Here is a 12,778-nt window from a genome sequence, read left to right on the forward strand (position 1 = left end):
TTGTCCATTGATTTACCCATTGAATAACCCCAATGAAATTACATTCTGCTCGTTTTGCCTTGCCTTCCTTTCGCCGCAGCCTGATCGGCGCCGCCGTCATGGCCATCTGTTCCGGCCACGCGCTGGCCGTCCAGCCATTTACTGTCAAGGACATCCGGGTCGAAGGGATCCAGCGTACTGAAGCGGGCACCGTCTTTGCCTACCTGCCGGTGCGGGTCGGCGAAACGTTCTCCGACGAGAAGAGCGTTGCCGCCATCAAGGCCCTGTATGCAACGGGCATGTTCAAGGATGTGCGTCTGGAAGCCGATGGCGACGTGCTGGTGGTGCTGGTCGAGGAACGTCCGGCCATCGCCAGCGTGGCATTTACCGGTACCAAGGAATTTGAGAAGGACGTGCTGGTCAAGGCCCTGAAGGAAATCGGCGTCGGTGAAGCCAAGATTTTCGACAAGGCGTCCGTCGACCGCGCGGAACAGGAACTCAAGCGCCAGTACCTGTCGCATGGCCTGTACGGCGTGAAGATCACCACCACCGTCACGCCGATCGAGCGCAACCGCGTCAACGTGGTGTTCGCCGTCGACGAGGGCGACGTGGCCCGCATCAAGCAGATCAACATCGTCGGCAACAAGGCCTTCACGGACAAGGAACTGCGCGAGCAGCTGGCCCTGAACACGGGCGGCTGGTTCAGCTGGTACACCAAGGCCGACCAGTATTCGAAGACCAAGCTGACGGGCGACATCGAGTCGCTCAAGTCCTTCTACCTGGACCGCGGCTATATCGAGATGCAGGTCGATTCGACGCAGGTGTCGATCACGCCCGATAAAAAAGACATCTACCTGACGATCAACATCACGGAAGGTGAAAAGTACAAGATCGCCGGCACCAAGTTCGAAGGCGAGATGTTCGGCCGCGAAGAAGAGCTCAAGGCGCTGAACCTGATGCGCGAAGGCGAGATCTACTCGGGTGCGCGCCTGACGGCGACGAACAAGCGTATCCAGGACCGCCTGGCCACGTTCGGCTACGCGTTTGCCAACGTCAACGCCAATCCCGAGATCAACCGCGAAAAGCACGAAGTCGGTTTCACCTTCTTCATCGATCCGGGCAAGCGCGTCTACGTGCGCCACATGAATATCGCCGGCAACACCACCACGCGCGATGAAGTCATCCGCCGCGAATTCCGCCAGTTTGAATCGTCCTGGTACGACAGCAACAAGATCAAGCTGTCGCGCGACCGCGTCGACCGCCTCGGCTACTTCAAGGACGTGACCATCGACACGCCGGAAGCGCAGGGCACGACCGACCAGGTCGACGTCAACGTGACGGTGGTGGAAAAACCAACGGGTAACTTCCTGATCGGCGGCGCGTTCTCGCAATCGGAAAAATTCACCCTGTCGGCCTCGATTTCGCAAGCCAACTTCGCCGGTAGCGGCAACACGGTCGGCATCGAACTCAATACCAGCCACTACAGCCGCACGATCGCGTTTTCGCAAACCAATCCGTACTACACGGACGATGGCATTTCGCGCAGCTTCGAAGTCTACCTGCGGACGACGGAACCGCCGGCGCTCAACATCGGCAGCTACAAGATCAAGCAGACCGGTGGCCGCGTCAGTTTCGGCGTGCCGTTCTCGGAAGTCGACACCGTCTTCTTCGGCATCGGCGCCGAGCGCTCGCGCATCGAAACGGACATCACCAGCCCAATCCGCTTCAAGCAGTACGTGATCGACAATGGCGGCCCGTCCGACGGTATCGGTTCGGCCACCACGAATTCCATCCCGCTGACGGCGGCATGGCAGCGCGACAGCCGCGACAGCGCCCTGACGCCATCGATCGGCCGCTACCAGCGCGTCAACCTGGAGGCCGACCTGATCGGCGACCAGAAATACTTCCGTGCCATCTATGAGCACCAGTATTTCCGTCCGCTGTTCAGCAAGGTCACCCTGGCGCTGAAGGGCGAGCTCGATTACGGCCACGGCATCGGCAAGCACGTCTACCCCGTCTTCAAGAACTTCTACGGCGGCGGTATCGGTTCGGTGCGCGGCTACCTGAGTTCCTCGCTGGGCGCGGTCGAACCGAGCACCAACGATGCCTTGGGCGGCGCGTCGCGCCTGATCGGTAACGCGGAACTGCAGATGCCATTCCCCGGTTCGGGCAATGACCGCAGCTTGCGCTGGTTCGGTTTCCTTGACGGCGGCCAGGTCTACCAGGAAGGCGAAAAAATGCGGATCTCGCAATTGCGCTATTCTGCTGGCTTGGGCATCAGCTGGATTTCACCGGTGGGCCCGCTCAAGCTGAGCTATGCCAAACCGCTGAACGCCAAGCCGACGGACCGCCTGGAGCGCTTCCAGTTCCAGATGGGCACCGGTTTCTAACCGGCCATCTGAACGGGGGCGACAGCTTTTACCTTTTGACCATGGAGTATCATGAACACCGCATCCGCTACCCTGCCCAAGACCCTTGCCGTGATCGCATTGTGCTGGAGTTCGCTGTTGCCGGTGCAGGCGCAGGCTCAGGAGTCGAAGATCGCCTGGATCAGCAGCGAACGTATTTATAACGAATCGAGGCTGGCCAAGCTGGCCAGCGCCAAGCTGGCCGAAGAGTTCCGCTCGCGCGAAAAAGCCGTGCAGGAACTGGCGGCCCGTTTCAAGGTGGCCAATGAAGCCCTGGAAAAGGACATGCCGACCCTGAGCGAAGCGGAGCGCGCCAAGCGCCAGCGCGAATTTTTCGAGCTGGACAAGGAACTGCAGCGCCGCCAGCGCGAGTTCCGCGAAGACCTGAGCCAGCGCACGAACGAAGAGCGCAGCGCCATCGCGGAAAAAGCCAACACCATCATCCAGCAGATGGCGCATATCGAAGGATATGACATCGTGCTGCAGGAAGCCCTGTGGGCCAGCCCGCGCATCGACATTACCGACAAGGTCTTGAAGGCGCTGGACAAGTAACATTAGAATAGAGGTAAATAGATGGGCACTCGACTAGGAGACTTGGTCGAACGCTTCGGCGGACAATTGGCGGGCGATCCCAATCTGGAAGTTTCAGGGATCGCGCCGCTGGCCGACGCCGGCGCTTCGCACATCAGCTTTCTGAGCAATAGCAAATTCCGCGCACAGGCGGCCCAGAGCGGCGCCGCGGCGCTGATCCTCACGCCGGCCGACGACGCGCTGATCGGCGGCGACTACGCCGGCGCGCGCATCGTCACCCCGAATCCCTATGTGTATTTCGCGCGCGCGGCGCAGTATTTCGCCGCCCTGCACGAGATCAAGGCGCCGGCCGGCATCCATCCGCGCGCCTTTGTCGATGCCAGCGCGCAGGTTGACGCCAGCGCCTCCGTCGGCGTGCACGCGGTGATCGAAGCGGGCGCCGTGATCGGCGCCGGCTGCGTCATCGGCCCCGGCTGCGTGGTGGGGCGCGACGCCGTCATCGGCGCCGGCACGCAATTGCTGGCCAACGTCACCTTCCACGCGCGCTGCGTGATCGGCCAGCGCGGCATCGTCCATTCGGGCGCCGTGATCGGCACCGACGGATTCGGCTTTGCCAACGAAGGCGGCGTGTATATCAAGATACCGCAGACGGGCAGGGTGGTGATCGGCGACGATGTCGACATCGGCGCCAACACCACCATCGACCGTGGCGCGCTGGCCGACACCATCATCGAAGATGGCGTCAAGCTCGATAACCAGATCCAGATCGGCCACAACTGCCATATCGGCGCGCACACGGCCATGGCCGGCTGCGTCGGCGTGGCCGGCAGCGCCATCATCGGCAAGTACTGCACCTTCGGCGGCGCCGCCATGGTGCTGGGTCACCTGACCATTGCCGACCGCGTCCACGTGGGCTCGGGCAGCATGGTCTCGCGTTCGATCGCGGAGCCGGGCCAGTACACGGGTTTCTATCCGCTGGCCAAGAACGCCGACTGGGAAAAGAGCGCCGCCATCGTGCGCAACCTGTCAAGCATGCGCGAGAAGATCCGCGCGCTTGAAAAAACAATTAAAACACTGACCACGCAAGACGAAAAATGACTACTGAAAAAAAGACCCTCGACATCCTCGCCATCAAATCGCTGCTGCCGCACCGCTACCCGTTGCTGCTGGTTGACCGCGTGCTGGACTGGGAAGCGAACAAAACCATCACCGCCATCAAGAACGTAACGGTCAACGAAGAGTTCTTCCAGGGCCATTTCCCGCACAAGCCGGTCATGCCCGGCGTGCTGATGATCGAAGCGCTGGCGCAGACTGCGGCCCTGCTGTCGTTCCTGTCGATGGGTGTGAAACCGGACGAAAATTCGGTGGTGTACTTCGTCGGCATCGACAATGCGCGCTTCAAGCGTCCTGTCGAACCGGGCGACCAGCTGAAGATGGACGTGGAAATCCTGCGCGTTTCGCGCGGCATCTGGAAATACAAGGCCGTCGGTACGGTCGACGGCAAGCTGGCGGTGGAAGCCGAACTGATGTGCACCATCCGCAGCGCGCAGGATGCGAGTCAGTCTATGAGCCAGCCAGCGGGGCAGTAATGGCGGCCATCCACTCCACGGCGGTCATCGATCCGAAGGCTGAGCTCGACAGCTCGGTCGAGGTGGGTCCGTACACCATCATCGGTCCGCACGTGCGCATCGGTGCCGGCACGAAGGTGGGCCCGCATGTGGTCATCGACGGCCACACGACGATCGGCAGCGGCAACCACCTGTTCCAGTTTTCTTCCATCGGCGCGCAGCCGCAGGATAAAAAATGGGCGGGCGAGGCGACGCGCCTGGAAATCGGCGACCGCAACACCATCCGCGAATTCTGCACCTTCAACACGGGCACCGTGCAGGGCGGCGGCGTGACGCGCCTGGGCAACGACAACTGGATCTCGGCGTATGTGCACCTGGCGCACGACTGCCTGGTGGGCAACAACACTATCTTTTCGAACAACGCCCAGCTGGCGGGCCACGTGGAGATCGGCGACTGGGTCATCATGAGCGGTTTCGCCAATGTGCACCAGTTCTGCAAGATCGGCGCGCACGCCTTTGTCGGCATGAGCACCAGCCTGACGCAGGACGTGCCGCCTTTCGTGCTCCTGAACGGCAATCCGGCGCAGGCCCACGGCGTCAATATCGAGGGTTTGAAACGCCGCGGTTTTACGCGCGAACAGATCAATGGCATCCGCACCGCGTACAAGCTCATCTACCGCTCCGGACTGACCCTGGAAGAATCCAAGGCGGCCCTGTTCGAAGAAGAAGCGGCAGCGTCGCCCGAGGTGGCGGAACACATTCGCGCCATGCGCGAATTCCTTGGCGTGGCGTCGCGTGGCATCGTCCGCTGACCAGTCCAGCGGCCTCGGTGTCGCCAATGTCGCCATCGTCGCCGGCGAGGTGTCGGGCGACCTGCTGGCCAGCCGGTTGCTGTCGGGCCTCGTGCCGCAGCTGCCCGGTGCCCGTTTCCACGGCATCGGCGGCGAGCACATGGCCAGGCAGGGCTTTGTGTCCGATTGGCCGCTCGACAAGCTGACCGTGCGCGGCCTGTTCGAGATCATTCCCCGCTACCGCGAAATCAAGGGCATCCAGAATGCGCTGCGCGACCAGCTGCTGGCGGAGCGTCCCGCCGTCTTCATCGGCGCCGACTATCCTGGCTTTAACCTGGGACTCGAGCAGCAATTGAAGGAAGGCGGCATCCCCACCGTGCACTACATCGGGCCGCAGATCTGGGCCTGGCGCGGCGGACGCATCAAGAAAATCATCAAGGCCGTCTCGCACATGCTGGTGATCTTCCCCTTCGAGGAAGAGATCTACCGCAAGGCAGGCGTGCCCGTCACCTATGTCGGCCATCCGCTGGCCGAGATGATCCCCCTGCAGCCCGATGAAGCGGCCGCGCGCCGTGTCCTGGGCTTGCCGCAAGACGCGAATGTCGTGACCCTGATGCCGGGCAGCCGCATGGGCGAACTCAAATACAATACGGTGGCGTTCGTGGCCGCCTGCAAGCTGCTGCTGGCGCGCGACCGTTCGCTGCGCTTCGTCGCGCCCATGGCCGGCGAAAAGCAGCGCCAGTACTTTTTGCAGCTGATCCGTGAGGCGGGCTTGCAGGACGTCGAGATCCTGCTCACCGATGGCGGCTCGCACACGGCCATCTGCGCCGCCGATGCGGTGCTGGTGGCCTCCGGCACGGCATCGCTGGAAGTGGCGCTGTACAAGAAGCCCATGGTCATCGCCTACAAGATGATGCGCGCCTCGTGGGAAATCATGCGCCACATGGGCTACCAGCCATGGATTGGTTTGCCGAACATCCTGGCGCGTGATTACCTGGTGCCCGAGCTGCTGCAAAACGCGGCCAGCCCGCAAGCGCTGGCGGACGCCATGTGGCAGCAACTGAGCGACGTGCCGGGCCGCTTGCGCCTGGTGCAGCGCTTCACTGACATGCACCACAGCCTGCTGCGCGACAGCGCGCGCGAAAGCGCCAACGCCGTCATGCAGGTCATCGCCGCCAACCGCAAGTAACGCCCGATCACCGCTTCAACCGCAGTACCAACCAAAGATTCAACGTGAAAAATATCTATCCCGGCCTGTTTGACGACTTGCCATTCTCGCTCGATGAAATCATCTGCGGCGTCGACGAGGCAGGCCGCGGTCCGCTGGCCGGCCCCGTCTTCGCCGCCGCCGTGATCCTCGACCCGAACCAGCCCATCGACGGCTTGCGCGACTCGAAAAAACTAACCGAAGCCAGGCGCGAGCTGCTGGCGCCGCAGATCAAGGCCAAGGCTTTGGCCTGGGCCATCGCCGAAGCGTCGGAAGAGGAAATCGACCGCCTGAACATCTTGCAGGCGTCGATGCTGGCCATGCGCCGCGCCGTCGAAGCCCTGGCGACCGTGCCGACCCTGGCCCTGATCGACGGCAACCGCTGCCCCGTGATGCCGGTGCGCGGCATGGCGATCGTCGGCGGCGACGACAAGGTCGATTCGATTTCCGCCGCCTCGATCCTGGCCAAGACGGCGCGCGATGCGGCCCTGGTGCGCCTGCATGCGGCCTATCCCGAGTACTGCTTCGACCAGCACAAGGGCTATGGCACCAAATTGCACCTGGAGCGCCTGCACCTGCACGGCGCCTCGCCCGTGCACCGCCGCTCGTTCGCGCCCGTGCGCAACGTGATCGCCCTGTTTGGCGGGCAGGAGGTGGTCGCATGAAGACGATCACCTCGCGCGACAATGCGCAATACAAGGATTTATTGAAGCTGGCGGGCAGTTCCCAGGCGCGCCGCAAGTCGGGCCGCACCCTGCTCGACGGCGTGCACCTGTGCCAGTCGTACCTGCAGCTGCGCGGCATGCCGGAGCAGTGCATCGTCAGCGAAAGCGCCTTGCAGAACCCCGAAGTGGCGGACATCGTCGGTCAGCTGGAAAGCCGGCGCGCGCACGTACTGGGCTTGCCCGACGCGCTGTACCACGCGGTGAGCCAGGTCGAGCACGGCGTGGGCGTGATGTTCCTCATCGAGACGCCGGAACGGGCCGTCACGCAGCCCCTGAGCGTGTCGGCCGTGCTGCTCGATAACCTGCAAGACCCGGGTAACGTGGGCTCCATCCTGCGCAGCGCGGCCGCCGCCGGCATCACGCAGGTGTACTGCAGTGCCGGCACGGCGTTCTGCTGGTCGCCCAAGGTGCTGCGCGCGGCGATGGGCGCGCACTTCGTGCTCGACATCTTTGAAAACGTCGACCTGGCGGCACTCGTATCGAACGCCAAGGTGGCGACGCTGGCCACCAGCGGCTACGCCACCCAGCGATTGTACGACGTCGACCTGCGCCAGCCCGTCGCCTGGCTGTTCGGCCATGAAGGGCAGGGCGTGGCCGACGACCTGCTGTCGATGGCGACGCACCAGGTGGTCATTCCCCACCTGGGGCAGATCGAATCACTGAACGTGGCCGCCTGCGCCGCCGTGTGCTTCTTCGAACAGCTGCGCCAGGGCCAGTCCTGACACTTTCGCACCGAGGCCAGCCATGCCTGATTATCCTGTTTTCCCTTTGCTCGCCGACGGTGCCGCACGCGACGAGGCCTGGTGGCGCCATGTCGCCGCGTTGTATCCCGCGCCGCCGGACGCCATCGTCAACCTTGAGCATGGCTATTTCGGCGCCATGGCGGCCCCCGTGCAAGCGGCCTTTGAGCAGGCCGTGCGCTACACCAACGAGCAACTAAGTCCCTTCGTGCGCGGAGAATTCACGCGCACGCATGTGGATATTCTGCGCCAGCGCGTCGCCGCGCTGATCCATGCGCAGCCGCACGAGATCCTGCTGACCCGCAGCGGCACCGAGTCGATGCAGGTGCTGATCACGCAATACCACGGCCTGGCGCCCGGCGATACGGTGCTGTGGAGTAATCTCGACTATCCGGCCATGCGCACGGCCATGCGCTGGCTGGCGCAGCGCCGTGGCGTCACCAGCACGCAAGTCACCTTGCGCTTGCCCATCGGCGATGACGAGATCATCGCCCGTTACGCGCAAGCCATGCGCCAGGCCGTCAAGCCGAAATTGCTGCTGCTGTCGCAGGTGGCGCCGGCCAATGGCCAGCAACTGCCGCTGCAGGCCATCATGGCACTGGCGCGCGAACACGGTATCGACGTGCTGCTCGACAGCGCCCATGCGCTGGGGCAGGTCGACGTCGACGTGCAGGCCATGGGTGTCGATTTCGCCGGTTTCAATCTGCACAAATGGCTGGGGGCGCCGGCAGGACTCGGTGTCGTGTATATCCGTGCATCGCAGCTGCACAAGATCGAGCCGCATTGTGGCGACGACGATTATCCGCTTGACGATATCCGCAGCCGCCTGCACATGGGCATGCCGCCGATCGGCGCCATCCTGGCCGCGCCTGCCGCCTTGGACTTCCATGCGCGCCTGGGCGGCACGCCGGCCAAGACGGAACGCCTGGCCTGGCTGCGCAATTACTGGGTCAGCCGCGCCGCGCAGCTGCCTGGCGTGCGCATATTGTCGCCGCTCGATGCCAAGCGTGGCACGGCGCTGGTCGCCTTCGCCGTCGACGGCATGAGCGCGCGCGATCTGCAGCAAGCCTTGCTGCAGCGCTTTGGCATATTCACCGTGCAGCGCAATGTCGGCGATGCCGACATCGTGCGCGCCACGGTGGCCGTCACCACCACCACCGGTGAACTGGACCGGCTGGTGGCGGCGCTGGAGGTGCTGTCCCGCGAGGCGAACGCCTGACAAAACCGTCGCGAGCGGAAGGGAGAGGTGGCCGAGAAGCGCAACCGTACTTCTAGTACGGTGAGCATCGCAAGCCGCCTATACCGACGCGCAGCAGGTTTGGTCAGGCGTTCTAGTACTCGCGGCGGTTCGGCTTAATCTCTTGCAGGATCGTCGTGGAGATCTCCTCGATCGACTTGGTGGTCGACGAGAGCCAGCGGATGCCTTCGCGTTTCATCATCTTTTCCGCCTCGTTGACCTCGTAGCGGCAGTTTTCAATCGCCGCATACTTGCTTCCTGCGCGTCTTTCGTTGCGTATTTCCGACAAACGTTCGGGCGTAATGCTTAATCCGAAAATTTTATTCTTAAATTCCAGCAGGGCCGATGGCAGCTTGTCGCGCTCGAAATCGTCGGGAATCAGCGGATAATTGGCCGCCTTGATACCGTATTGCATGGCCAGATACAGGCTGGTTGGGGTCTTGCCAGAGCGCGAAACACCCACCAGAATGACATCGGCCGAGGACAGGTTCTTGTGCGACTGGCCATCGTCGTGCGCCAGCGAATAGTTGATCGCCTCGATGCGGTTCTTGTATTCCTCGCTGTCGACGATGTTGTGCGAACGCCCGATGGTATGGGTCGACATCACGCCCAGTTCCTGCTCCAGCGGGGCGACGAAGGTCTGGATCAGGTCCATGTGCATGCCGCTGGACTTGCGGATCACGGCCGACAGGTCGTTCTTCACGAGGGTGGAGAAAATGATGGGGCGCTGGCCATCGGCGGCGAAGGCTTCGTTGATCTTGCGCGCCGCCTCGTAGGCCTTGTCCATGGTGTCGATGAAGGGCAGGCGGATCTGGCGGAAGCGCAGATCGAACTGCGTCAGCACCGAATGGCCGAAGGTCTCGGCGGTGATGCCGGTGCCGTCCGAAACGAAGAAGACGGTGCGGGCCGCGGCGGGCAGAGGAGGGCGTGGTTCTTGTGTCATGGGTCTTTGGATCGAGATTGTGCGTCGTCAATTTGCGCCGCACAAGGTAAAATGGCTGTAACGGTATGATTGTGCTGCACGACGCCAAGAATAACAAGAAGACTGTCTGTGCGCCGCGCGTAAAGATTTCTATCATCAGTAAGGGTGTCATTATGACCAACGCAGTATCGCAACAGCAGGAAGACAAGGACGCGGTGTATGTTGCCTCGTTCGAGCATTTGCGCATGACGGATGTTGAATCCGTCGGCGGCAAGAACGCCTCCCTGGGCGAAATGATCAGCCAGCTGGCGGAAGCCGGCGTGCGCGTGCCCGGTGGCTTTGCCACCACGGCGCAGGCATTCCGCGATTTCCTCTCGTATAGCGCCAACGGCGGCTTGCCGCTGGCCGAACGCATCGCCCAGCGCCTCGAAGGGCTGAACATCGATGACGTGCGCGCGCTGGCGCAAGCCGGCGCCGAGATCCGTCAATGGATCGTCGAAACCCCGTTCCAGCCACGCCTGGCCGCTGAAATCGATCAGTTCTACGCCAAGCTGGTGGCCGATTCCGACACCGAAATGTCGTTTGCCGTGCGCTCCTCGGCCACGGCCGAAGACTTGCCGGACGCGTCTTTTGCTGGCCAGCAAGAAACCTTCCTGAACGTGGTCGGCATCGACAACGTGCTCGAAGCCATGAAACAGGTATTCGCGTCGCTGTACAACGACCGCGCCATCTCGTACCGCGTGCACAAGGGCTTTACGCACGCTGAAGTGGCCTTGTCGGCGGGCGTGCAGCGCATGGTGCGTTCCGACCTGGGCGCGGCCGGCGTGATGTTCACCATCGACACGGAATCGGGCTTCAAGGACGTGGTCTTCGTCACTTCCAGCTATGGCCTGGGCGAGACCGTGGTGCAGGGCGCCGTCAATCCCGACGAATTCTATGTGCACAAGCCGATGCTGGAAAAGGGCAAGTCGCCTGTGATCCGCCGCAATATCGGCTCGAAGCTGCTGAAGATGGAATTCACGAACGAAGCGAAAGCCGGCCGTTCCGTGAAAACCGTCGACGTGCCAGTGGAAATGCGCAACCGCTACTCGCTGAACGACAGCGAAGTGGTGGAGCTGGCAAAGTACGCCGTCATCATCGAGAACCACTACGGCCGTCCGATGGACATCGAGTGGGGCAAGGATGGCCGCGACGGCAAGCTGTATATCCTGCAGGCACGCCCTGAAACCGTCAAGTCGCAGCAAAAGGCGACCGACGTGCAGGAACGCTTCAAGCTGAAGAGCACCGGCACCGTGCTGACGTCGGGCCGCGCCATCGGCCAGAAGATCGGCGCCGGCCCCGTGCGCGTGATTCACGACCCGGCCGACATGGAACGCGTGCAACCAGGCGACGTGCTCGTTGCCGACATGACGGACCCGAACTGGGAACCGGTCATGAAGCGCGCGTCGGCCATCGTCACCAACCGTGGCGGCCGTACTTGCCACGCAGCAATTATCGCCCGTGAACTCGGCGTGCCGGCCGTCGTCGGCTGCGGCGACGCGACCGACGTGCTGAAAGACGGCACCTTTGTCACCGTGGTGTGCTCCGAAGGCGACGAAGGCAAGATCTACGATGGCTTGCTGGAAACGGAAGTATCGGAAGTGTCGCGCGGCGAATTGCCGAAGCTCGATACCAAGATCATGCTCAACGTGGGCAATCCGCAGCTGGCGTTCGACTTCCAGTCCGTGCCGAATGCGGGCGTGGGCCTGGCGCGTCTGGAATTCATCATCAATAACAATATTGGTGTGCATCCGCGCGCGATCCTCGAATACCCGAACATCGATGCCGACCTGAAAAAGGCCGTGGAATCGGTGGCGCGCGGCCACGCTTCGCCGAAGGCGTTCTATATCGACAAGCTGGCCGAAGGCATCGCCACCATCGCCGCCGCGTTCTGGCCGAAAAAAGTCATCGTGCGCCTGTCCGACTTCAAGTCGAACGAGTACAAGAAGCTGATCGGCGGTTCGCGCTACGAGCCGGACGAGGAAAACCCGATGCTGGGCTTCCGCGGCGCGGCGCGCTACCTGTCGGCAGACTTCTCCGAAGCGTTCAACATGGAATGCGAAGCGATGAAGCGCGTGCGCAACGACATGGGCCTGACGAACGTGGAAATCATGGTGCCATTCGTGCGTACCCTGGGCCAGGCCGAGAAAGTCATCGACCTGCTGGCGAAAAATGGCCTGAAGCGCGGCGAGAACGACTTGCGCGTCATCATGATGTGCGAAGTACCGTCGAACGCCATCCTGGCCGACCAGTTCCTCGACCATTTCGACGGCTTCTCGATCGGCTCGAACGACCTGACCCAGCTGACCCTGGGCCTGGACCGCGATTCCGGCATGGAATTGCTGGCCGCCGACTTCGACGAGCGCGATCCTGCCGTGAAAGCCCTGCTGGCCCTGGCCATCAAGGCTTGCCTGGCACGCGGCAAGTACATCGGCATCTGCGGCCAGGGGCCTTCCGACCATCCGGACTTCGCCGTCTGGCTGATGGAGCAGGGTATCGAGTCGATGTCCCTGAATCCCGACTCGGTGATCGATACGTGGCAAAAGCTGGCTGCGCTGAAAGCGTAAGCGTCTTTCCCGTCCGCTGAAAAACCCGCTGCCGCTGACCCGGCAGCGGGTTTTTTTATGCCTG

At 62.6% G+C, this 12,778-nt stretch carries 11 protein-coding genes; 10 read left to right on the forward strand and 1 reads right to left on the reverse strand.

The window, feature by feature from the left end; all coding sequences use genetic code 11:
* Positions 1-32: 32 nt before the first annotated feature.
* From bamA to AC0V2Y_RS13995, 9 genes are read left to right on the forward strand one after another with little or no spacing between them, the layout of a single operon-like run.
* The gene (gene bamA / locus AC0V2Y_RS13955) at positions 33-2,369 is read left to right on the forward strand and encodes an outer membrane protein assembly factor BamA (protein WP_475414238.1); all 2,337 of its coding nucleotides are present in this window, start codon (positions 33-35) and stop codon (positions 2,367-2,369) included.
* 51 nt (positions 2,370-2,420) lie between these two features.
* A complete protein-coding gene (locus tag AC0V2Y_RS13960; protein ID WP_046684967.1) occupies positions 2,421-2,939 on the forward strand; it encodes an OmpH/Skp family outer membrane protein in 519 nt (172 codons plus the stop codon).
* A 21-nt stretch (positions 2,940-2,960) separates the two neighbouring features.
* Complete coding sequence (lpxD, locus tag AC0V2Y_RS13965) at positions 2,961-4,016, forward strand: UDP-3-O-(3-hydroxymyristoyl)glucosamine N-acyltransferase (protein ID WP_475414237.1); 1,056 nt, start codon at positions 2,961-2,963, stop codon at positions 4,014-4,016.
* A complete protein-coding gene (fabZ, locus tag AC0V2Y_RS13970; RefSeq protein WP_475414236.1) occupies positions 4,013-4,507 on the forward strand; it encodes a 3-hydroxyacyl-ACP dehydratase FabZ in 495 nt (164 codons plus the stop codon). Before lpxD ends, fabZ begins: the two co-directional genes overlap by 4 nt.
* The gene (gene lpxA, locus AC0V2Y_RS13975; protein WP_475414235.1) at positions 4,507-5,298 is read left to right on the forward strand and encodes an acyl-ACP--UDP-N-acetylglucosamine O-acyltransferase; all 792 of its coding nucleotides are present in this window, start codon (positions 4,507-4,509) and stop codon (positions 5,296-5,298) included. The genes fabZ and lpxA overlap by 1 nt, the downstream gene beginning before the upstream one ends.
* On the forward strand, positions 5,282-6,466 hold the full coding sequence (gene lpxB, locus AC0V2Y_RS13980) for a lipid-A-disaccharide synthase (RefSeq protein ID WP_475414234.1): 1,185 nt from the start codon (positions 5,282-5,284) through the stop codon (positions 6,464-6,466). Before lpxA ends, lpxB begins: the two co-directional genes overlap by 17 nt.
* Positions 6,467-6,510: 44 nt before the next feature.
* On the forward strand, positions 6,511-7,149 hold the full coding sequence (gene rnhB / locus AC0V2Y_RS13985) for a ribonuclease HII (RefSeq protein WP_475414233.1): 639 nt from the start codon (positions 6,511-6,513) through the stop codon (positions 7,147-7,149).
* On the forward strand, positions 7,146-7,931 hold the full coding sequence (locus AC0V2Y_RS13990) for a TrmH family RNA methyltransferase (RefSeq protein ID WP_475414232.1): 786 nt from the start codon (positions 7,146-7,148) through the stop codon (positions 7,929-7,931). Before rnhB ends, AC0V2Y_RS13990 begins: the two co-directional genes overlap by 4 nt.
* A gap of 22 nt (positions 7,932-7,953) precedes the next feature.
* Positions 7,954-9,168, forward strand: coding sequence for an aminotransferase class V-fold PLP-dependent enzyme (locus tag AC0V2Y_RS13995; protein WP_475414231.1), 1,215 nt, complete (start codon positions 7,954-7,956; stop codon positions 9,166-9,168).
* A gap of 112 nt (positions 9,169-9,280) precedes the next feature.
* Here AC0V2Y_RS13995 and ppsR read toward each other — a convergent pair whose 3' ends face one another.
* Positions 9,281-10,129 (reverse strand): posphoenolpyruvate synthetase regulatory kinase/phosphorylase PpsR, encoded by an 849-nt coding sequence (ppsR, locus tag AC0V2Y_RS14000; RefSeq protein ID WP_475414230.1) that lies wholly within the window; start codon positions 10,127-10,129, stop codon positions 9,281-9,283.
* A gap of 152 nt (positions 10,130-10,281) precedes the next feature.
* Between ppsR and ppsA the strand changes: the two genes are divergently transcribed.
* Complete coding sequence (gene ppsA / locus AC0V2Y_RS14005; protein WP_070221573.1) at positions 10,282-12,714, forward strand: phosphoenolpyruvate synthase; 2,433 nt, start codon at positions 10,282-10,284, stop codon at positions 12,712-12,714.
* Positions 12,715-12,778: the final 64 nt, after the last annotated feature.

The organism is Janthinobacterium sp. BHSEK, from assembly GCF_056174685.1.

What these genes read in the sequence shown, in the direction of transcription:
- lpxD (WP_475414237.1), top strand. Translation starts at nt 2,961, where the DNA reads ATGGGCACTCGACTAGGAGACTTGGTCGAACGCTTCGGCGGACAATTG.
- lpxA (WP_475414235.1), top strand. Translation starts at nt 4,507, where the DNA reads ATGGCGGCCATCCACTCCACGGCGGTCATCGATCCGAAGGCTGAGCTC.
- AC0V2Y_RS13995 (WP_475414231.1), top strand. Translation starts at nt 7,954, where the DNA reads ATGCCTGATTATCCTGTTTTCCCTTTGCTCGCCGACGGTGCCGCACGC.
- bamA (WP_475414238.1), top strand. Translation starts at nt 33, where the DNA reads ATGAAATTACATTCTGCTCGTTTTGCCTTGCCTTCCTTTCGCCGCAGC.
- ppsR (WP_475414230.1), bottom strand. Translation starts at nt 10,129, where the DNA reads ATGACACAAGAACCACGCCCTCCTCTGCCCGCCGCGGCCCGCACCGTC.
- fabZ (WP_475414236.1), top strand. Translation starts at nt 4,013, where the DNA reads ATGACTACTGAAAAAAAGACCCTCGACATCCTCGCCATCAAATCGCTG.
- ppsA (WP_070221573.1), top strand. Translation starts at nt 10,282, where the DNA reads ATGACCAACGCAGTATCGCAACAGCAGGAAGACAAGGACGCGGTGTAT.
- AC0V2Y_RS13960 (WP_046684967.1), top strand. Translation starts at nt 2,421, where the DNA reads ATGAACACCGCATCCGCTACCCTGCCCAAGACCCTTGCCGTGATCGCA.
- AC0V2Y_RS13990 (WP_475414232.1), top strand. Translation starts at nt 7,146, where the DNA reads ATGAAGACGATCACCTCGCGCGACAATGCGCAATACAAGGATTTATTG.